Origin of the sequence: Streptococcus cristatus (genome assembly GCF_003943535.1) — a bacterium.
Taxonomy (GTDB): domain Bacteria; phylum Bacillota; class Bacilli; order Lactobacillales; family Streptococcaceae; genus Streptococcus; species Streptococcus cristatus_L.
In genome coordinates, this window is record NZ_RJPU01000003.1 from 63,178 (window position 1) to 84,009 (window position 20,832).

At 45.6% G+C, this 20,832-nt stretch carries 15 protein-coding genes; 11 read left to right on the forward strand and 4 right to left on the reverse strand.

Annotated features, from left to right (window positions below; genetic code table 11):
• The first annotated feature begins 218 nt into the window (after window positions 1-218).
• From D8790_RS06175 to D8790_RS06185, 3 genes are read left to right on the forward strand one after another with little or no spacing between them, the layout of a single operon-like run.
• Window positions 219-1,268: a bifunctional glycosyltransferase family 2/GtrA family protein gene (locus tag D8790_RS06175; protein WP_125387970.1), complete on the forward strand. Its 1,050-nt coding sequence runs from the start codon at window positions 219-221 to the stop codon at window positions 1,266-1,268.
• Window positions 1,265-2,173 carry a phosphodiester glycosidase family protein gene (locus tag D8790_RS06180; protein WP_125387971.1) on the forward strand — a complete coding sequence of 303 codons (909 nt, stop codon included), beginning with the start codon at window positions 1,265-1,267 and terminating at the stop codon, window positions 2,171-2,173. The genes D8790_RS06175 and D8790_RS06180 overlap by 4 nt, the downstream gene beginning before the upstream one ends.
• The gene (locus D8790_RS06185) at window positions 2,154-2,576 is read left to right on the forward strand and encodes a hypothetical protein (protein WP_185761923.1); all 423 of its coding nucleotides are present in this window, start codon (window positions 2,154-2,156) and stop codon (window positions 2,574-2,576) included. The genes D8790_RS06180 and D8790_RS06185 overlap by 20 nt, the downstream gene beginning before the upstream one ends.
• A gap of 137 nt (window positions 2,577-2,713) precedes the next feature.
• On the opposite strand, the gene hutI is transcribed toward D8790_RS06185, so the two are convergent.
• A complete protein-coding gene (gene hutI, locus D8790_RS06190; RefSeq protein WP_125387973.1) occupies window positions 2,714-3,979 on the reverse strand; it encodes an imidazolonepropionase in 1,266 nt (421 codons plus the stop codon).
• Between the two features lie 196 nt (window positions 3,980-4,175).
• Between hutI and hutU the strand changes: the two genes are divergently transcribed.
• From hutU to hutG, 8 genes are all read left to right on the forward strand, one after another.
• Window positions 4,176-6,206 (forward strand): urocanate hydratase, encoded by a 2,031-nt coding sequence (hutU, locus tag D8790_RS06195; protein ID WP_125387974.1) that lies wholly within the window; start codon window positions 4,176-4,178, stop codon window positions 6,204-6,206.
• Between the two features lie 114 nt (window positions 6,207-6,320).
• Window positions 6,321-7,220, forward strand: a complete 900-nt coding sequence (gene ftcD, locus D8790_RS06200; protein ID WP_125387975.1) for a glutamate formimidoyltransferase — start codon at window positions 6,321-6,323, stop codon at window positions 7,218-7,220.
• 14 nt (window positions 7,221-7,234) lie between these two features.
• Window positions 7,235-7,861 carry a cyclodeaminase/cyclohydrolase family protein gene (locus D8790_RS06205; RefSeq protein WP_002926667.1) on the forward strand — a complete coding sequence of 209 codons (627 nt, stop codon included), beginning with the start codon at window positions 7,235-7,237 and terminating at the stop codon, window positions 7,859-7,861.
• A gap of 66 nt (window positions 7,862-7,927) precedes the next feature.
• Window positions 7,928-9,601 (forward strand): formate--tetrahydrofolate ligase, encoded by a 1,674-nt coding sequence (locus D8790_RS06210; RefSeq protein ID WP_125387976.1) that lies wholly within the window; start codon window positions 7,928-7,930, stop codon window positions 9,599-9,601.
• A gap of 12 nt (window positions 9,602-9,613) precedes the next feature.
• Window positions 9,614-10,213 carry a HutD/Ves family protein gene (locus D8790_RS06215; protein WP_125387977.1) on the forward strand — a complete coding sequence of 200 codons (600 nt, stop codon included), beginning with the start codon at window positions 9,614-9,616 and terminating at the stop codon, window positions 10,211-10,213.
• Window positions 10,214-10,288: 75 nt separating this feature from the next.
• The gene (locus D8790_RS06220) at window positions 10,289-11,641 is read left to right on the forward strand and encodes an APC family permease (RefSeq protein WP_125387978.1); all 1,353 of its coding nucleotides are present in this window, start codon (window positions 10,289-10,291) and stop codon (window positions 11,639-11,641) included.
• 5 nt (window positions 11,642-11,646) lie between these two features.
• Window positions 11,647-13,188 carry a histidine ammonia-lyase gene (hutH, locus tag D8790_RS06225; protein WP_185761917.1) on the forward strand — a complete coding sequence of 514 codons (1,542 nt, stop codon included), beginning with the start codon at window positions 11,647-11,649 and terminating at the stop codon, window positions 13,186-13,188.
• Between the two features lie 141 nt (window positions 13,189-13,329).
• Complete coding sequence (hutG, locus tag D8790_RS06230) at window positions 13,330-14,319, forward strand: formimidoylglutamase (RefSeq protein ID WP_125387980.1); 990 nt, start codon at window positions 13,330-13,332, stop codon at window positions 14,317-14,319.
• A 78-nt stretch (window positions 14,320-14,397) separates the two neighbouring features.
• Here the strand turns inward: hutG and D8790_RS06235 are convergent, their stop codons facing one another.
• The 3 genes from D8790_RS06235 to metE form a co-directional block, all read right to left on the reverse strand.
• Complete coding sequence (locus D8790_RS06235; RefSeq protein WP_125387981.1) at window positions 14,398-17,427, reverse strand: ATP-binding protein; 3,030 nt, start codon at window positions 17,425-17,427, stop codon at window positions 14,398-14,400.
• Between the two features lie 165 nt (window positions 17,428-17,592).
• Window positions 17,593-18,471, reverse strand: coding sequence for a methylenetetrahydrofolate reductase [NAD(P)H] (gene metF, locus D8790_RS06240; protein WP_125387982.1), 879 nt, complete (start codon window positions 18,469-18,471; stop codon window positions 17,593-17,595).
• Window positions 18,472-18,574: 103 nt separating this feature from the next.
• Window positions 18,575-20,827, reverse strand: a complete 2,253-nt coding sequence (metE, locus tag D8790_RS06245) for a 5-methyltetrahydropteroyltriglutamate--homocysteine S-methyltransferase (RefSeq protein ID WP_125387983.1) — start codon at window positions 20,825-20,827, stop codon at window positions 18,575-18,577.
• Window positions 20,828-20,832 lie beyond the last annotated feature (5 nt).

Below are 20,832 nucleotides of genomic sequence, written 5' to 3' on the forward strand. Positions count from 1 at the left end.
TTTACAGCCCTACTCAACTGTGCGGAGGTGGGACGACGAAATCGAATTCTAACGAATTACCGATTTCTGTCCCACTCTCAGTTTTTTTATTTTGTCCTACGAGATACTTTCCTCACTCTTTCCTTAAAGAAGATTTAACTTTTTCTTAAAGATAACTGATATCAGCTAGCTTTAAGCCGCAATCTGTATACTTTCTACAAATCATCTAAGAAAGAGGTATGGATATGGACTATCTAGTAATTCCGGCTTACGAGCCCGATTATAATTTGATTAAACTGATTCAAAAAATTCAGAGCAAGAGTGATTTTCATATCATTGTCATCGATGACGGTAGCTCAGCCAAGCGCCAGACAGTCTTTGAAAAGGCTGAACAATATGCGACTGTCCTCCATCACGAAAACAATCAAGGCAAAGGGCAGGCGCTGAAAACTGCCTTCGCCTACATCCAGTCTCTGGGTCAATATGGAACGGTGGTAACAGCAGATGCGGATGGCCAGCACAAGGTTTGGGATATTTTCCGAGTGGCAACCAAAGCTGCTGAACATCCCAATCAGCTGATTCTGGGAGCACGCGCCTTTACTGGCAAGGTACCCCTGCGTAGCCGCTTCGGCAACAGTCTGACTCGGGCACTCTTCAAGCTCCAGACTGGGGTGGGTGTCTCCGATACTCAGACCGGTTTGCGGGCCTTTACGACTAATATGATCCTCTTTATGCTGAAGGTAGAAGGCCAGCGCTATGAGTATGAAATGAACATGCTCTTAGAAGCCAGCAAGGAATATCCCATTTTGGAAGTGCCCATTGAGACGGTCTATATCAATGACAATCAAGGTTCGCACTTCCGGCCTGTTAGAGACGGACTCATGATTTATAAAAATATCTTTAAATTTGCTCTGACCTCTCTCAGCAGTTTCATCGTGGACTACATGGTCTATGCACTGGCTCTCTTGTTTTTAGCTGCTGTGCCGACCAGCCTGAGAATTCTTTTAGCTAACGGGATTGCCCGCGTGACAAGCTCGGTCTTCAACTACTCGACCAATAAAAAACTGGTCTTTAAGAACGACGACAGCATTCTCAAGACAGGAACTGGCTATTTCAGCCTAGCTCTGGTGCTCTTTATCCTAGATACACTGCTGATTCGCCTCTTCTACGCTGTCTTCGGGCTCAATCTTCTGATTGTCAAGGTCATCGTCGGACTGCTGCTTTTCACCGTCTCTTGGATGGTACAAAAGAGATTTATTTTTAAGGAAAGGACACACACTGCATCATGAAATTTTTAAAGAAAGGCTATGCCTACGCCTCGATTTTTGGCCTCCTTCTGACAGCTTCTTTTAGCTACTCCATGCTGAAAACCTTTGTCATTGCTGAGACTATTTCCACAGTCTCAAGCACCGCTTCATCATCCAATGCCGAGGCTGCCAGCAAGGCTGCCAAAACAGCCACAGTGACAGATACTAGCTATTCAGACGGCAACATCTCGGTTACGCTGACTGAAAAGACCGTCAACAATACCCAAGTCTACGTTGCCGATGTGACCATCAGCTCCGCTGAATACTTGAAAACAGCTCTCGCCAACAACACCTACGGAACCAACATCACAGCCAGAACTTCAGAAACGGCAGCTAATAACAAGGCCATCCTAGCGGTTAATGGTGATTACTACGGGGCCAACACAACTGGCTATGTCATCCGCAACGGTGTCGTCTACCGTGATACCGTCCGAGAGGACGCCAGCAATGGGGACTTGGCCATTTACAAAGACGGCTCCTTTAAAATCATTTATGAAAATGAAATCTCTGCCGACCAGCTGGTCAAAGACGGTGTGGTCAATCTCCTAGCCTTCGGACCAGCCCTCATAGAAAATGGCGAAATTGTCGTGAATACCAAGTCCGAAGTTGGCCAGTCCATGGCTTCCAATCCGCGGACAGCTATCGGTATCATTGACGAAAACCACTATATCATCATCGTTTCAGACGGACGCACTTCAGAAAGTCAGGGGCTTTCCCTCTATGAAATGGCAGAAATCATGAAATCTTATGGCGTCAAGACTGCCTACAACCTTGATGGCGGTGGCTCATCCACTATGTACTTCAGCGGTCAGGTCATCAACAAACCTACCACCAACGGAAATATTTCAGAAAGGGCGGTGAGTGACATTGTCTACATCGGTTACTAATCCCAGTAAAAAACGTTTCAAAAAAACGGCTGTTTCCTACATCCTGCTAACGATTTTCTTCTTTGCATTCAGCAGAATCTATGAATCCTTCAGCTTCGGGGAAACATCTGTCCATATGCACTATCTCTTTGCCCTTCCTCTAGTGGGGGGCAGCCTCCTCCTGCTCTTTATGAAGATCATTCCCAATCTCTCTCGGCTCAGCCTCAACCTCTGGAACTCAGCTATAGCCATCATAACAGCCGGCATGCTCTTTCGCGGCATCGTCAATCTCTCTGGCCGCTCCACGACACTGGATATGCCCTACTGGTACGTAGGAGCAATCTTTGCGTCTCTGGCTCTATTCTCCATGGTCTTTACGCGCAGTGTGTGGGTAGATAATAAAGAGACCAGCTCAATATCCTAATCTCATAAAAAAACAGAAAGGTCGTGGTGTTTAAGCCACGACCTTTTCTTGAACACAAATTTGCTTTTTTTATAATCAACGATAGAACTTCTAAGAAAATCTTTGCCATCAAGTGGAAATGGGATCAGCTTGTAAGATTAGACGATTCTACCCTGATCAACAACCAACTTGCCTGCCTTATAAACCTGATGGGTCAGGTTGGTCGCAAAGAAATAAAGTGGATAGTCGATATTCTTAGCGTCTAGGATGGTAATGTCAGCCTGCTTGCCAGTATCAAAGCTGCCAATCCTATCTTGGCGGTTAACTGAGTAGGCCGCATTGATAGTTACAGCATTGAGAACTTCCACTGGCGTCAGGCGCATCATAAAGCAGCCCAGCTGCATGACGAACTGCAGGTTAGCTGTCGGACAAGAGCCAGGATTGCTGTCAGTAGTCAGGGTAATGGCCATACCAGCTTCTAACATCTTGCGGGCTGGTGCATAGGTATCTTCCATCAGACTGAAGGTAGTTGCTGGTAGGAGATTGCCGATAACCTTGGCTTCTGCCATCTTGCGAATGCCCTCATCGGTCGCTACCATCAAGTGCTCTGCACTCGTTGCTCCTAGCTCAGCTGCTACATCTACTCCGCCGATAGACTCGATCTCATCAGCATGGATACGAAGCTTGAAGCCCATTTCCTTAGCCTTAGAAAGTAAGTAGCGTGACTCGTCAGCTGTAAAGACGCCTTTTTCACAGAAAATATCACAGAATTCAGCTAGATTTTCTGCTTTTACCCGAGGCAACATTTCCTCGACGATAAGCTCCAGATATTCCTGAGAACGTCCCTTGTATTCTGGTGGAACAGCGTGGGCAGCCATGAAGGTCGAAACTAAATCAATATCATGGTCACGGTCCAGAGCCCCAACGACATCTAGCTGGCGCTTCTCTGTTTCCCAGTCCAGACCATAGCCACTCTTAGCCTCAACAGTCGTCACCCCATGCAGGAGCATATAGTCCAGCAGCCTCTTGGACTTATCGTAGAGAGTATCAAAAGAAGCTTCTCGTGTCGCCCGAACTGTACTGAGAATACCGCCGCCTTGGGCAAGAATTTCCAGATAAGGGACACCGGCTAATTTCTTAGCAAATTCATGCTCCCGGCTGCCGCCGTAGACCAAGTGAGTGTGACAGTCGATCAAGCCAGGGGTGGCAATCTTGCCTTCATAAGACTGTATCTTAGTATCTGGTCCAACCATACTGGCATCCGGCTCTCCGCTGCCAACTGCTAGGATTTTACCGTCTTTGACTGCAATGTATCCGTCTTCCAAAACCTGAGCTTCCTTCATCTCCTCGCCAAAAAGGGGATGCCCGAGGTCCTTGGGACAGAAGACTTGATTAAAGTGAGTTAATAGTAAATCAGCAGTCATGCTTGTTCCTCCATTTCATTTTCCAACTTATTTACTTTTCATCATAATACACTATCGTCAAATTATAGTCAAAAACCATTATATATTGTATATATTGATATTTTTTATCTTTAGAAATATTTTCTTGACTTTGTACTGACGGCGCTGTTATAAAATAAGGTCAAATCTTAAGTTATTTTACAAGGAGGAAATAAACATGTCATTCTACAGCGAACAAGATATTGCAGCAGCAATGACCGTCAAATTAGACGATGTATTACCTGAAAAAACGGTTTTCCAAGAAGGCATCCGTCGAGCACCCGACCGGGGCTTCCGTTTGACTCAAGCTCAAACCGAAATTGCTCTTAAAAATGCCCTTCGTTATATTCCAAAGAGATTTCATGAGGAAGTGATTCCAGAATTCTTGGAAGAACTGAAAACTCGCGGACGGATTTATGGCTACCGCTGGCGTCCAAAAGAACGCATCTACGGCAAACCAATTGACGAGTATAAAGGGAACTGTACTGCGGCCAAAGCTATGCAGGTTATGATTGACAATAACCTGAGCTTTGAAATCGCCCTTTATCCTTATGAATTGGTTACTTACGGAGAAACTGGATCTGTCTGTGCCAACTGGATGCAGTACAACCTGATCAAGAAATACTTGGAAGTCATGACAGACCATCAAACCTTGGTCGTGGAATCTGGCCATCCACTTGGACTTTTCAAATCTAAACCAGAAGCACCTCGCGTTATCATCACCAATGGCCTCTTGGTCGGTGAGTACGACAACATGAAGGACTGGGAAATTGCGGAAGAAATGGGCGTGACCAACTACGGTCAAATGACAGCCGGCGGCTGGATGTATATCGGCCCTCAAGGTATCGTCCATGGTACTTTCAACACCCTCCTCAATGCTGGGCGCTTGAAACTAGGTGTAGCTGATGACGGCGACCTGACTGGTAAACTCTTCATTTCTTCTGGTCTGGGTGGCATGAGTGGAGCTCAAGGGAAAGCAGCTGAAATTGCTAAAGCAGTAGCAATCGTAGCTGAAGTAGACCAATCTCGGATTGAAACTCGCCACTCCCAAGGCTGGATTAGCCAATTGGCTGAAAGTCCGAAAGAAGCTATCGACTTGGCTCAAAAAGCTCTGGAAGCTGGCGAATCAACTTCTATTGCCTATCATGGTAACATCGTAGACCTCTTGGAATACGTCAACGAGAACAATATCCATGTAGATCTTCTGTCTGACCAAACTTCTTGCCACAATGTCTATGACGGCGGCTACTGTCCAGCTGGTATCAGCTTTGAAGAGCGGACTCGCCTCCTGGCTGAAGACAAGGAAACCTTTGCTAAGTTGGTTGACCAAACCTTGGAACGTCACTTCAAGGCAATCAAGACCCTGACTAGCAATGGTACCTACTTCTTTGACTATGGTAATGCCTTTATGAAGGCGGTCTATGACTCTGGTATCAAGGAAATTTCTAAGAACGGCTTTGACGACAAAGACGGCTTCATCTGGCCATCTTATGTAGAAGATATCATGGGTCCAATGCTCTTTGACTATGGTTATGGTCCTTTCCGTTGGGTATGTCTGAGCGGTAAGCACGAAGACCTAGTCGCTACTGACCACGCTGCTATGGAAGTAATCGACCCTAACCGCCGCTACCAAGACCGTGACAACTACAATTGGATCCGCGATGCAGAAAAGAACCAGTTGGTTGTTGGAACTCAGGCTCGGATTCTCTACCAAGACTGTATGGGTCGTGTCAATATCGCCCTCAAGTTCAATGAATTAGTACGCGAAGGCAAGATTGGTCCTGTCATGATCGGCCGTGACCACCACGACGTATCTGGTACTGACTCTCCATTCCGTGAAACTTCCAATATTAAGGATGGTTCTAATGTTACCTGCGACATGGCTGTGCAATGTTACGCTGGTAATGCCGCTCGTGGTATGAGTCTGGTAGCTCTCCACAACGGTGGCGGAACTGGTATCGGTAAAGCAATCAACGGTGGCTTTGGCTTGGTACTGGACGGTAGCGAACGCATCGATGAAATCATCAAATCTGCTATCGCTTGGGATACAATCGGCGGAGTTGCACGTCGTAACTGGGCTCGCAATGAGCATGCTATTGAGACAGCTATCGAGTACAACCGTCTCCACCAAGGAACAGATCACATCACTATTCCATACTTAACTGACGAAGATCTGGTCAAAGAATCTGTTAAGAAATTGTTCGAATAGGAAAAACTTGTCCCCCGACTTCTGAACTGAGCTAGATCTCACATCTAGCTCAGCTGGAAGTTCCACTTTATTCACTTTGTAACTTTAATAACATATATCACGAGGTAATATCTTATGGCAAAAATTGTTGAATGTATTCCTAACTTTTCTGAAGGCCGCAACCAAGCGGTCATTGACGGTCTAGTGGAAGTAGCTAAGAGCGTGCCAGGCGTAACACTTTTGGACCACTCTTCTGATGCCAGCCACAACCGCAGCGTCTTTACCTTGGTCGGTGATGATCAAAATATTCAGGAAGTTGCCTTTCGTTTGGTCAAATACGCTTCTGAAAATATTGACTTGACCAAGCACCAGGGGGAACACCCTCGTATGGGCGCAACTGATGTCCTGCCTTTTGTACCGATCAAGGACATCACAAGTGAGGAATGCGTAGAAATTGCTAAAACAGTGTCTGAGCGCATCAACCGCGAGCTCGGTATTCCTATCTTCCTCTATGAAGATGCAGCGACTCGTCCAGAGCGTAAGAACTTGGCTAAGGTTCGTAAAGGACAGTTTGAAGGCATGCCTGAAAAACTCTTGGAAGCTGACTGGGCGCCTGACTACGGTGAAAGAAAGATTCACCCAACCGCTGGTGTTACTGCTGTCGGAGCGAGAATGCCGCTCATTGCCTACAACATCAACTTGGATACAGACAATCTAGAAATTGCCAACAATATTGCCAAAATCATCCGTGGATCAAGCGGTGGCTACAAGTACTGTAAAGCGATCGGCGTTATGCTGGAAGACCGCAACATTGCTCAGGTTTCTATTAACATGGTCAATCTAGAAAAATTCCCACTCTATCGCGTCTTTGAAACTGTTCGCTTTGAAGCTAAGCGCTACGGAGTTAGAATCCTCGGCTCAGAAGTCATCGGTTTGGCTCCAGCCAAGGCTTTGATTGATGCAGCAGAATACTATCTGCAAATCGAAGACTTTGACTACGGCAAGCAAGTTCTGGAAAACCATTTGCTAGGCTAGGAGGACAGAAACCTATGAAATTAGTAGATTTAAGTTTGACAGAATTTGCCCAAGTCCTAGGCTCAGATGCTCCTGCACCAGGAGGTGGCTCTGCCGCTGCTCTTTCCGCAGCCAACGGTATTTCCCTGACTAAGATGGTCTGTGAATTAACCCTTGGCAAGAAAAAATACGCAGAATTTGAAGCAGAAATTGCTCAAGTGCACGCAGAAAGCGCCCGCCTGCAAGAAAGTTTACTCGCAGCTATTGACAAGGACACTGAAGCCTTCAATCTAGTCTCCGCCGTCTTTGATATGCCTAAGGAAACAGAGGAAGACAAGGCTGCCCGTCGGGAAGCTATGCAACAAGCCCTCAAGGAAGCGACCAAGTCACCTTATGGCATGATGGAAGACATCTTGGCTGCCCTGCAAACAACCCAAAAGGCTGTCGGCAAGTCCAATACCAACGCTGCCAGCGACCTGGGAGTCGCAGCTCTCAATCTTAAGGCTGGGCTGCAAGGTGCTTGGCTCAATGTCCTCATCAACCTCTCAGGTGTCAAGGATGAAGCATTCGTCGCAGACTACCGCAGCAAGGGTGAAGAGCTCCTACAAAAAGGCTGCGCCCTAGCAGATGAAATTTATCAAGAAATTTTGAAAGTTGTCTAATAGATAAACGGAAGAGAAGTTCACTCTTTCCTGTGAATGGACTTCCTCTTCTCAAGAGGTAACAATATGGTTTTATCAGATATTGAAATTGCCAATTCGGTTCAAATGAAGCCCATCAAAGAGGTGGCAGAAAAGCTAGGAATTGCTGAAGATGCCCTGTCTCTTTATGGAAATTACAAGGCAAAAATCAGTGCCGGCCAACTGGAAGCCTTAAAAGACAAGCCAGACGGCAAACTGATTCTCGTGACAGCTATTTCTCCGACACCAGCCGGAGAAGGCAAGACCACGACTTCTGTCGGATTGGTCGATGCTCTATCTGCTATCGGTAAAAAAGCCGTTATCGCTCTGCGGGAGCCTTCACTCGGACCTGTCTTTGGTATCAAGGGCGGAGCTGCTGGCGGTGGTCACGCTCAGGTTGTACCCATGGAGGATATCAACCTCCACTTCACTGGTGACTTTCATGCCATCGGTGTTGCCAACAACCTACTAGCGGCCCTCATTGATAACCACATTCACCATGGCAATGCCTTAGGTATCGACTCTCGCCGCATCACTTGGAAGCGGGCAGTGGATATGAATGACCGGCAACTGCGCCACATTGTAGATGGCTTGCAGGGCAAGGTTAACGGTGTTCCGCGTGAAGATGGTTTTGACATTACAGTTGCTTCTGAGGTTATGGCTATTCTCTGTCTGTCAGAAAATATCACTGACCTCAAGAACCGTTTGGAAAAAATCATCATTGGCTACAGCTTTGAAGGTAAGCCAGTAACTGCCAAGGACTTGAAAGCTGGTGGCGCTATGGCGGCTGTGCTTAAAGACGCTATCCATCCAAACTTGGTTCAAACTCTGGAACACACGCCAGCCCTGATTCACGGTGGACCTTTTGCCAACATTGCACACGGCTGTAACAGTGTCCTAGCTACCAAGCTGGCTCTCAAATATGCCGACTATGCAGTCACAGAAGCTGGTTTCGGTGCTGACCTAGGTGCTGAAAAATTCATTGATATCAAGTGTCGTACATCTGGACTTCGTCCAGCAGCTGTCGTTCTAGTTGCTACCATCCGCGCTCTCAAGATGCACGGCGATGTAGCTAAGAGTGATTTGGCTGAAGAAAATGTCCAAGCCGTTGTAGATGGTCTGCCAAACTTGGAAAAACATCTGGAAAACATTCAGGATGTTTATGGCCTACCTGCAGTCGTTGCCATCAATAAATTCCCGCTGGATACCGAAGCAGAATTGCAAGCAGTTTATGACGCCTGCCAAAAACGCGGAGTTGACGTCGTTATTTCTGACGTCTGGGCAAATGGCGGAGCCGGTGGTAAAGAGTTGGCTGAAAAAGTCGTGGAACTGGCCGAAGGAGACAATCACTTCCAATTTGTATATAATGAAGAGGACTCCATTGAGACCAAGCTGAACAAAATTGTTACTAAGGTATACGGAGGCAAGGGGGTTCGCCTGACTCCTGCTGCTAAACGCGAGCTCAAACAACTGGAAGAGCTGGGCTTCTCCAACTATCCTATCTGTATGGCTAAGACGCAGTATTCTTTCTCAGACGATGCTAAGAAACTGGGCGCTCCTAAAGACTTTGTCGTGACGATCAGCCAGCTCAAAGTTTCTGCTGGTGCAGGCTTTATCGTTGCTCTGACTGGTGCGATCATGACCATGCCAGGACTGCCTAAGGTGCCAGCCAGCGAAAAGATTGATGTTGACAAAGACGGCAATATCAGCGGTTTGTTCTAATAAATACCAAAAATGACAAATGTAACCCTTCTAAAATCAAACGATTTTCAAGTTTCCGATTGGTCAGGGGGAAAGACGAAGCAACTTTATCTTTCCCCGCCAACTGGCCACTATAGCAAGCGTGACTTTGACTATCGGCTCTCAACAGCGACTGTGGAGTTGGCTGAAAGTCAGTTTTCTGACCTCAGCGGCTTTCACCGCATTCTCATGAGCCTGGACCACACACTTCATCTCCACAATGCCAGTCGGCAGGAGGAAACGGTTCTAGCTCCCTTTACCCCCTATTTTTTCGAAGGGAGTGATTCTATCACAAGTCGTGGGACTTGTACCGACTTTAACTTAATCTACAGCGACCATTATCAGGGACAGATGCTTGCCATCTCAGATAGAGAAGAGCTTAGTCAAGATGAAGCAATTCAATTTATCTATGCCTTGAGTGATCTGATGGTGACAGGAACAGGCCTGCCATCGCTTAATCTAGAGACAGGGCAACTTCTGATAGTGGAAAAAGAGACTCAGGAAACTGAGCTACAAATAATGTTTTCGAGTGACCAGCCACAGGGAACGCCCCTTGCTATATGGACTGGTTTGACCCATATCCCTACTAAGTAAAGATACAAGGATGTCCTATCATCGTTCTATCTTTACTTGGAAAGGATCCCACATCTCTAAAGGAGAAACATTATTATGAATGCGACTAAACTCACTGCACAAGAACAAGAGCGAGAAAATGCGAAATTCAGCTTTTCTGGCGCTACTCTCTATGGTATCAATGCTGTTATCGGTTCAGGAATTTTCCTCCTGCCTCAAAAGATTTATAAAGGACTGGGTCCTGCTTCTCTAGCTGTCATGCTGGGAACTGCCCTCCTCGTTATTCTCTTAGCCGTCTGCTTGGCAGAAACTGCTGGTTATTTTAATAAAAATGGCGGAGCCTTCCAATATTCCAAAGCAGCCTTTGGGGACTTTGTCGGATTTAATGTTGGCTTCCTAGGCTGGGCGGTTACCATCATCGCTTGGTCAGCAATGGCAGCAGGATTTGCGAGACTTTTTGTCATTACTTTTAAATCCTTTGCCCCTTATGAACTTCTGCTCAGTGTGAGCCTGATTATCCTACTCAGTCTGATGAATATCTCAGGTCTTAAGACTTCCAAAATGTTCACCTTGACCGCAACTGTAGCCAAGCTCATCCCAATTGTCGCTTTCAGTCTATGTGCAATTTTCTTCATCAAAGGAGGAATTGACAAAGGAAACTTCACTCCGTTTCTTCAGCTAGAACCTGGCGTAGATATCATGAAAGCCATCTCTAGTACAGCAATCTATATCTTCTACGGTTTCATCGGATTTGAAACCATGTCTATCGTTGCTGGTGAAATGCGCAACCCAGAAAAGAATGTGCCTCGAGCTATTTTGGGCTCTATCAGTATTGTCTCTGTTCTCTATATGCTGATTATCGCTGGAACTATCGCCATGTTAGGCAGCCGAATCCTGCAAACAGATGCCTCTGTACAAGACGCCTTTGTCGAAATGATTGGCCCTGCTGGAGCATGGATTGTTTCTATTGGAGCGCTGATCTCTATTGCTGGACTTAACATCGGGGAATCTATCATGGTTCCACGTTATGGTGCAGCCATTGCAGATGAAGGCTTGTTACCTAAAAAAATCGCTGAAACTAATGCTAAAAACGCCCCTGTAATTGCCATTATTATCTCTGGACTTTTGTCCATCGCCCTACTCTTTACAGGAACATTTGAAGTATTAGCGGCTCTCAGCGTAGTCTTCCGCTTCTTCCAATACATCCCAACTGCTCTAGCCGTATTGGTATTGAGAAAGAAATATCCAGATAAGAAGGTGGTCTTCCGCGTTCCATTTGGTCCTGTCATCCCAATTTTAGCGGTCCTAATCAGCCTTGTCATGATTTGGGGTGAAAACCCAATGAACTATGTCTATGGTCTCATCGGTGTCCTTGTCGCCAGCGCAGTCTACTATATCTACATAGTACTGATTTGTAAAAATAAAGTTCTTGAACAAAAAGGAGAATGAATCTTATGACACATGTAATCAATTTGGATGGCGAACACCTTACTTTAGAAGATGTCATTGCAGTAGCTCGTCATGGAGCTATCTGCGAAATCAACCAAGAATCTAAGAAAGCTGTAGAAGCTTCCCGTAAAATCGTAGATGACATCGTCCGCGAAAAGCGGGTAGTCTACGGTGTTACGACTGGATTTGGCTCCCTCTGCAATGTCAGCATCTCGCCAGAAGATACGACTCAACTGCAGGAAAACTTGATTCGCACCCATGCTTCAGGATTTGGCGATCCTCTTCCCGAAGATGCAGTTCGTGCTATCATGTTAATTCGGATTAATTCTCTGGTCAAGGGCTATTCTGGTATCCGTCTCTCTACTGTCGAAAAACTTCTGGAATTGCTCAATAAAGGCGTCGTGCCATTTATTCCAGAAAAAGGCTCTTTGGGTGCCTCTGGTGACTTAGCACCGTTGGCTCACATGGTTCTGCCTATGTTAGGACTAGGCCGCGCTTATTATCAGGGTGAATTGCTCTCTGGACAAGAAGCTTTGGACAAGGCTGGTATCGAGAAAATTGCTCTAGCAGCCAAGGAAGGGCTGGCGCTGATTAACGGAACGACTGTCCTGACAGGTATCGGATCTCTGGCTACCTACGATGCCATCCAGTTGCTTAAATTGTCAGATGTCGCTGGCGCCCTTTCCATGGAGGTCCACAATGGTATTACCAGTCCATTTGAAGAAGACCTACATACCATTCGACCTCAGAGTGGTCAGCTAGCTACAGCACGCAATATCCGCAACCTTCTGGAAGGCAGTGGCAACACAACCGTAGCTACTCAACAACGGGTCCAAGACCCTTATACCCTGCGTTGTATTCCGCAGATTCATGGTGCCAGCAAGGACTCTATCGCTTATGTTAAGACCAAGGTTGAGATTGAGATAAACTCCGTTACAGACAACCCTATCATCACCAAGGAAGGCCATGTCATCTCAGGCGGTAACTTCCACGGAGAACCAATGGCTCAGCCATTCGACTTCCTAGGCATCGCTATTTCTGAAATCGGAAATGTATCCGAGCGTCGTGTAGAACGTCTGGTCAACAGTCAACTGAGTAAGCTTCCGTCCTTCTTGGTCAAACATCCAGGACTCAACTCTGGCTTTATGATTACTCAGTATGCTTGTGCTTCGCTTGCTTCTGAAAATAAAGTCCTAGCTCATCCGGCCAGCGTAGACTCTATCCCATCTTGTGAAAACCAAGAAGACTTTGTCAGCATGGGAACTACTGCAGCACGCAAGGCAGCTGAAATTCTCAAGAATTCTCGCCGCATCGTGGCAACAGAAATCATGGCAGCCTGCCAAGCTCTGGATCTGAAACCAGAAAACCATGAACTGGGCAAAGGAACTAAGCCAGCCTACGACCTCTTCCGTCAGCATGTCCGCTTTATTGAGTTTGATAAGGATATCGAAATCTACGAAGAGCTCAACAAGGCTTCTGAGCTGATTGAGAGCGATGAATTCCTAGCAGCCGTTGAAAAGGCTGTGGACTTGAGCATTCAGTTCTAATTCTGATGACTCTATAAAAAGTTAACCTAAGAAGCCCGCTCTCGTGCAGCTGGGCTTCTTTTCCCGTCAAAAGCCATTGACAGGCTCGACGGAAACTCTTATAATAAAGTCGCAAGTATCGTTATGGAAAAGGACAAAATCATGTTAGAAGATTACTATCAGCTAGACAACCGTTACTATCAGCGAGGTCCAGAGGACAATCTATATACTGCCAAATGGGGTATGGTCATTGAGTTTCTGGACTTAAATGATCCTAGCCTAACCCCTTTTGAAGGGGTAAACTTTGCCTTGATTGGCTTCAAGAGCGACAAGGGTGTCTATATCAATAACGGCCGAGTGGGAGCAGTTGAAGGTCCTCAAGCCATTCGAACTCAGCTGGCCAAGCTTCCTTGGCATCTAGGTAGAAACGTTCGCGTCTTTGACGTTGGCGATATCGACGGTCCTAACCGCTCTCTGGAACAACTGCAGCAAAGCTTGGCGCGAGCAGTCAAACGCCTGCGAGAGCTTAATCTCCGACCCATCGTTCTAGGCGGCGGTCACGAAACAGCCTACGGCAACTATCTAGGTCTCAAGTCGTCACTAAATCCTGACCAAAACTTAGCTGTGATCAATATGGATGCCCATTTTGACCTACGCCCCTACGATCAGACGGGTCCCAACTCCGGTACCGGTTTTCGTCAAATGTTTGATGACACCTTAGCTCAGAAACAGATCTTTAACTATCTCATCCTAGGGATTCAGGAGCATAATAACAATCTCTTTCTCTTTGACTTTGTAGCCAAATCTAAGGCTATCCAGTTCCTGACTGGAATGGACATTTACCAAATGGGTTACAAGGAAGTCTGCAAGGTAGTTGATGCTTTTCTAGCCGATAAAGAGCAGGTCTATTTAACCATTGATATTGACTGCTTTGCAGCTGGCGCTGCTCCTGGTGTCAGTGCCATCCAGTCGCTCGGTGTGGATCCCAATCTGGCTGTGCTGGTCTTCCAGCACATCGCCGCGTCAGGCAAGCTAATTGGCTTTGACATCGTCGAAGTCTCTCCCCCTCACGATATAGATAACCACACGGCCAACCTAGCGGCCAGTTTTGTCTTTTACCTGACTCAAGTCTGGGCACAAGTACATGACTGATGGGCATTTAAAAACTTCATTACAAACATCAAAAGAGGATGAACATAGATTTCATCCTCTTTTATTTGTGTTCAATTCTTAAGACAAGGTCCGACGTAAGTTTTCTAATTCCTTTAGTTGATGACGATCCCGGTAAGGATTGAGCTGGCTTTTGGCTGTTTCATAGTAGGTTTCAAAGTCCTGAGCTAGTAAATTTTCAAAACCAGCTTCCTGCAAGCTACCAGTTAGCTGGCGATACTTGATCACAGCCATCAGATAGTAGATCAAGCCCTTGTCCCGCGGATTGCCATAGCGACTAATGAGACTATCCTTTTTCCGCAGCAGATCAAGCACCGGCTGGTAATCCCCCTTCTCGCAGCCAATCAAAGCCAAATAAACTTCCAGCTGGGTCTCCTTCCAAGGAAAGCTGAGCGACTTCAGGGCTGCTTTCGCTTTCAGCAAGATTCGCTCCGCCTGTTCGTAATCTTTTAGCTGATAGTAAGTCAGCCCCAAGCCTATATAGAAAGCAAAAATCGAAGGCTCTGCTGTTTTATTTTCCGTCAGTTCAATCGCCTCTTTCTGATGAGCCAGCGCTGTCGTGAAATTCCCACGAATTTGCTCAATCTCTGCCAGATAATCTAGAGCCGCCGCAATCTGAATCGAATACTTTGAGCGCAACGAAGCCGTCAAACTAAAGCAATCGATAGACTGGTAGAGATGACGGAGCGACTGCTCCTCATCTCCAATCATGAGATGATACAGTCCCTTAAGTCGAAGATTCATTGCAATAGCTTCATGATTATTAGCCTGGACTGAAGCATCCAGAGCCAACTCCGTATAGTAGCGCATCTCAGGAATATTCTCCGTCTGGATGCAATAGTAAATCATCTGCCGATAGCCTTCTAGGAGAAAATCCATCTGCTGCAGTTCCTTGGCAGAAGCAATCACCTGCTGGATATTGTCCATTCCCTGCTGGTAATTCCCCGTTCGAATAGCATAGCGCCCTTCTAGATAGAGAAAGCGGAGAACTAATAACTGAAAATCTTTGTGATTCTGGTGTTTTCTCTCTAATCCTTCTATTTCCCGACGGATACGGTCAAACTGGTCTAAAACCGCTGATTGATCAGTATCATCCGTCTTTTCGATAAAGCCAAACTCCCGCGAATAAATCGGAAAGAGCTCATGATGAAACTGCAAGGTGGCCTCGAGATAATGCAACTCATACTCCAAAGACTTAATCGGTTGTTTAGACATCTTATAATGATAGGCAATGTCATTGAGCAGCTGGGCATGATAAAGAGAGGCTCCCAGCTGGTCTTCCATGCCTTGGGCAATCTGGTGATGTAGCATTCGCTTCTTGGCAAGTGGTAAGCGCTCATAAGCATAAATCCGCAAAAGCTCCTGGCTGAATCGTAAAACCAATTCCTCCTGCTCCTCTTCTATTGAAAGCTGTTTTTGCCCAAAACCTTCCGCAATTTCGACCACTTCTTCCACAGATAGGCCTAGCAACTGAGCTAATAGCGCTACCGAAGCAGGGGAACTAAAGCAAGCCAGATAGTCAACCAATTCCTCCTCCTGGCTGCTCAAATAGCCTAATTTCAGAGATAGTTTTGCTTTAATAGCTGAGGTCAATGGCTGGAATTTCTCACCTCGCAGAAGCTGTTCCGCATACTCCGATAGAAAGAAAGGAATGCCCTGACTGACCCGATAAATAGCCTCAAGCCGTTCTTCAGATATGACTAACTGTCCCGTCTGGGCCTGCAAATACGCCACACTAGACTTAAAATCCAGCGGCTGCAGTTCAATGCAGTCTAGCTGACTACGAAGCAATAAGTGATTGAAAAAACGTCCAAGATAAGGTGGCGTACTCAGATGCTTGGTCAACACAAAGGCTACTGGATAATCCCTCAAATGGTTCATAACCTGCTCTAAAACAGCCACACTAGCCTCATCCATCCAGTGACAGTCCTCAACCAAGATCACCAAAGCCTTTTTCTTAGAAATCTTTTGCAAAATATCCAGTACAAACCGAGCCAGATGATCCGTATTCAGCTCAAGATCCGAAGCTTCACCTGACATCATCGGAAAATAACTATCCAAAATAACCTGCCACTGGCTAGTCGAAAGAATCTGATGCTGAATGACTAAGTCTCCCAATCCATCTAGCAGACTGCGCCAAGGCTGCAATCCAACCGTCATTTCTTCCTTGAAGCACTCTGCCATAACAATCTGGAAATACTTGGTCTGATTAGCCAGTACTTGTCGGGTCACTGTCCGTTTACCGATGCCAGTACCACCGACTAAGAGCAGCGCACGAGGTTCTTGCCTCTCTATAATCTTAGAAAAATAAGATTCCAAACGCTTGATTTCATCCACTCGGCCAAAAAAGTGGTCTGTATTACGTAAAAATTGTTTGATTTTACGCTCACTGCGATCCTTAGCCATCACTTCATGGTACAGCTGTTGGATTGCTTCATTCGGACTAATGCCCAATTCCTTGTCCAAGAGATTGACCAATTTATAATAAGTCTCAATTACCTTACCAGGTCGATCATTCTCCTGATAGAGCTTCATCAGCAGATGATAATTCTTTTCATCAAACTCATCAATACTGATCATACGGCGCAGATTGCGCTCTGATTCTTCCAAATTCGACGGATCTTTTTCCAACTTTTGGTAGCAAGCCTGAATATAGAGTTGCTCATATCGCGTCCGCATCTTGGACATCCAATAGTCAAAGGCTTCACTGTCCTTAAGATAGAAGCCCTGCAGAAAATCACCCTGATAGCGCGACAGATGCTCCGCTGGATGGTCCGTAAAAATTTCTACATCACTTTCAATCGCACACTCGGGATTAAGCGACAGCACAGTCCGGTTGGGAGCAACAATCCATTCTCCACCTAGTAGCTTATTGGCTTGATAAATTGTGTTGCGCAGATTCTTTTTGGCAGTCTGATTATCCTTGTTTTCCCAGAGGATTCCTGCAATCTCCTCCCGATTGACTGTCCCATTGATATGGAGATAATAGAGCAGAGCATTGATTTTGGCAAAAGGAAAAAAGACTTCCTCTTGATTGAGAAAGACACTCGGACTTCCCAGCAATTTCAACTTCAAACGATCTTCGGTCATGTAAACGCCTCCAAGAAAGCTTATAAAACTAATATAAACAAAATAAGACATTTTAGCAAGCAAGAAAAAACGACTCTATCATTTATCAGCTTCTAAATGATCAAAACCTATAAACAAAAACCACTAAACAGCAAATAAATCTGATTAGTGGTTTCTTCATTCATCTTAAAAAGATTGAATGGATGGGGTATGGTTAAAGAGCGCATGGGTCGCCTTATAGATATGGTAAGCTGTAGCCGCGTTATTCATCGTATAGAGATGGATCCCTGCTACATCATGGGTCACCAAATCAACAATTTGATCCACCGCATAGGCTAAACCAGCTGTCCGCAGGGATTCTGGATCATGTTCATACTTATCCAGAATAGCCTTGAATTTGCGTGGAAGATGAATATTCTCACACGTTTTCAAAAGGCGAAGCGCTTGGTTTCGGTTAAGAATAGGCATGATACCTGCATGAATCGGAACATCAATCCCAGCCAAGGTACATTTGTCTTGGAAATCATAGAAACGTTCATTGTCAAAGAAGAGCTGAGTGACAAGACTAGAGCAGCCTGCATCAACCTTTTTCTTTAGATTCTGAATATCTGATATCTGGTTTGGTGAGTCTGGGTGACCTTCTGGATAGCAAGCACCGATGATGTCAAAATGTGGTGCCTCTGTCTTGATATACTCAATCAAGTCAGTCGCATATCTAAAATCATCCTTGGGAGCCACATCTGGAAAAATATCGCCCCGCAAAGCCAAAATCTGATTGACCCCAACACGATCCAAAGCCTGCAAGATATTGGATACCATTTCCTTGGTTAGATAAACAGCTGGCAAATGGGCAATCGTCGGAATCTCAAGGTCATTGGAGATGAACTCAGCCAAACGAACCGTTGTCTCCTCAATATCAAACTTATTATTGCTGGCAGTCACACTGATAAAGTGGGGAGCCAGATCTTGCATCTCCCTCAACGCCTGAAAAATCTTATCATTGCCTACTGCCGGATTAGGAGGAAATACTTCAAATGAGAGACTAGGAGTTTGGCGATTCACCATAGAGATAAAATTCCTTTCAATCTACTAACTATCAGCCTATAATAAACCTGCAAACAGCTTTGTTGCAGGTTTATCAGAGCTGAGTTTAAATGTAGAAATAATATTAATTCAGTTTTTGTCTAGCTGCTTTGGCCGCTTCTACAAGGCGGATCAAGCTTTCTTTTGTTTCTGGAATACCACGTGTTTTCAAACCACAGTCAGGGTTGATCCAAACTTTCTTGCTTGGAACTTTAGCAAGGATGGCTTCGATTGTGTGGTCGATTTCACCTTCATTTGGCACACGAGGAGAGTGGATATCGTAAACCCCAGGTCCCACTTCTGTTTGGAAGTTTTTCGCTTTGAGTTCGTCCAAGATTTCAAGATTTGAACGGCTTGCTTCAAAGGAAATAACGTCCGCGTCCATGTTGTCGATAGCTGGGATGATATCGGTAAATTCTGAGTAACACATGTGAGTGTGGATTTGAGTGTCTGGCGCTACTGTTGAGTGTACCAAGCGGAAGGCAGGAATTGCCCAGTCAAGGTAGTCTTCATACCAGTCGCTACGACGAAGTGGCAATTTCTCACGGAGAGCGGCCTCGTCGATTTGGATGATCTTCACGCCAGCAGCTTCAAGGTCAAGAACTTCATCCTTGATCGCAAGAGCGATTTGAAGAGTAGAATCCTTGATAGAAATGTCTTCACGTGGGAATGACCAGTTCAAGATTGTAACAGGTCCAGTCAACATACCTTTGACAGGTTTGTCTGTACGGCTTTGCGCATAGCTAGACCATTTCACAGTGATTGGGTTAAGACGAGTGACATCGCCCCAGATGATTGGTGGTTTCACCCCACGCATACCGTATGATTGTACCCAACCATTCTTAGAGAAGAGGTAACCTGACAAGTTTTGACCGAAGTACTCAACCATGTCGTTACGCTCGAATTCACCGTGTACCAGCACGTCAAATCCAACTTCTTCTTGCCATTTGATCCATTCGTCGATGGTTTCAGCAAGGAAGGCATCGTATTCTTCTTGTGACAATTCACCCTTGCGGTAAGCCAAACGTTTGGCACGAACTTCTTTTGTTTGAGGGAATGAACCAATCGTTGTTGTTGGAAGAGCTGGAAGTTTGAAGGCATCTTCTTGGATGGCTTCACGTTCTGCAAAGGCTGGCAAACGAGTGTAGTCTGCGTCTGTCAATCCAGCGATGCGCGCACGAAGTTCCGCATTTTCACCAACACGTTCAGTCGCAAAGAGTTCTTTATTTGCTGCAAGTGCTTCTGCACCTTGACCGTTACGGATGGCATCCAAGTCACGAAGTTCTTCCAATTTTTCAACTGCAAAGGCAAAGTGGTTCAAGATTGCTGGTTCAAATTCTTCGTTAGCTGTTGTAAATGGCACATGAAGAAGTGAGCATGAGCTTGTCAAAACGATATTTTCAGCTGGGATTTGCTCAAGAATAGCCAAGCTCTTTTCGTAGTTATTACGCCAGATATTCTTACCATTGACAATACCTGCATAAAGAGTCTTGTCAGCTGGGAAACCACCTTTAACGAGGTCAAGAGTTTTCTTACCTTCTACAAAGTCCAAACCGATCGCATCTACTGGCAAGTTCACAAGGTCAGTATAAACGTCTCGAACGTCACCAAAATAAGTTTGAAGCAAAACTTCAAGACCTTTTTTGTCAGCCAAGAGTTTGTTGTAGAGATTCAAGAAGAGAGCTTTTTCTTCAGCTGTCAAGTCTTTGACAAGAGCCGCTTCATCCAGTTGGATACGAGTTGCACCAAGTTCAGCCAATTTTGCAAAAACTTCTTGATAAGCAGCCACAAAGCTGTCTACGAAGTCTTCTGCCTTCACGCCTTCTTCAAAGTCTGACAATTGAAGGAAGGTGAATGGACCCACAAGGACAGGACGAGTATTCAACCCAAGTTCTTTGGCTTCTTGGAATTCATCGAAAATCTTGTGACCAGCCAATTTTACTTGAGTGTCTTTTTCAAATTTAGGAACGATGTAGTGGTAGTTGGTGTTGAACCATTTCTTCATTGGAAGGGCACGCACGTCCCCTTTTTCCCCTTGGTAACCACGCGCCAAGGCAAAGTAGCGCTCAAGGTCAGTCAAGTCCAAGTTTTGAACAGAAGCAGGAACCACGTTGAAAAGGAAAGCCGCATCTAGGAAGTTATCATAGTGAGAAAAGTCATTTGATGGGATTTCAGTGATGCCTTTTTCTTTGACAATATTCCAGTGCTTCGCACGCAAGTCTTTCGCTGCTGCCAAGAGTTCGTCTGCTGAGATTTCATTTCTAAAATATTTTTCAGTTGTAAATTTTAATTCGCGGAATTCACCCAAACGAGGGAAACCAATGATAGTCGTTGACATAAACG

What these genes read in the sequence shown, in the direction of transcription:
- metE (WP_125387983.1), bottom strand. Translation starts at nt 20,827, where the DNA reads ATGTCAACGACTATCATTGGTTTCCCTCGTTTGGGTGAATTCCGCGAA.
- ftcD (WP_125387975.1), top strand. Translation starts at nt 6,321, where the DNA reads ATGGCAAAAATTGTTGAATGTATTCCTAACTTTTCTGAAGGCCGCAAC.
- metF (WP_125387982.1), bottom strand. Translation starts at nt 18,471, where the DNA reads ATGGTGAATCGCCAAACTCCTAGTCTCTCATTTGAAGTATTTCCTCCT.
- D8790_RS06220 (WP_125387978.1), top strand. Translation starts at nt 10,289, where the DNA reads ATGAATGCGACTAAACTCACTGCACAAGAACAAGAGCGAGAAAATGCG.
- hutG (WP_125387980.1), top strand. Translation starts at nt 13,330, where the DNA reads ATGTTAGAAGATTACTATCAGCTAGACAACCGTTACTATCAGCGAGGT.
- D8790_RS06175 (WP_125387970.1), top strand. Translation starts at nt 219, where the DNA reads ATGGATATGGACTATCTAGTAATTCCGGCTTACGAGCCCGATTATAAT.
- hutU (WP_125387974.1), top strand. Translation starts at nt 4,176, where the DNA reads ATGTCATTCTACAGCGAACAAGATATTGCAGCAGCAATGACCGTCAAA.
- D8790_RS06210 (WP_125387976.1), top strand. Translation starts at nt 7,928, where the DNA reads ATGGTTTTATCAGATATTGAAATTGCCAATTCGGTTCAAATGAAGCCC.
- D8790_RS06205 (WP_002926667.1), top strand. Translation starts at nt 7,235, where the DNA reads ATGAAATTAGTAGATTTAAGTTTGACAGAATTTGCCCAAGTCCTAGGC.
- D8790_RS06235 (WP_125387981.1), bottom strand. Translation starts at nt 17,427, where the DNA reads ATGACCGAAGATCGTTTGAAGTTGAAATTGCTGGGAAGTCCGAGTGTC.
- hutI (WP_125387973.1), bottom strand. Translation starts at nt 3,979, where the DNA reads ATGACTGCTGATTTACTATTAACTCACTTTAATCAAGTCTTCTGTCCC.
- D8790_RS06180 (WP_125387971.1), top strand. Translation starts at nt 1,265, where the DNA reads ATGAAATTTTTAAAGAAAGGCTATGCCTACGCCTCGATTTTTGGCCTC.
- hutH (WP_185761917.1), top strand. Translation starts at nt 11,647, where the DNA reads ATGACACATGTAATCAATTTGGATGGCGAACACCTTACTTTAGAAGAT.
- D8790_RS06215 (WP_125387977.1), top strand. Translation starts at nt 9,614, where the DNA reads ATGACAAATGTAACCCTTCTAAAATCAAACGATTTTCAAGTTTCCGAT.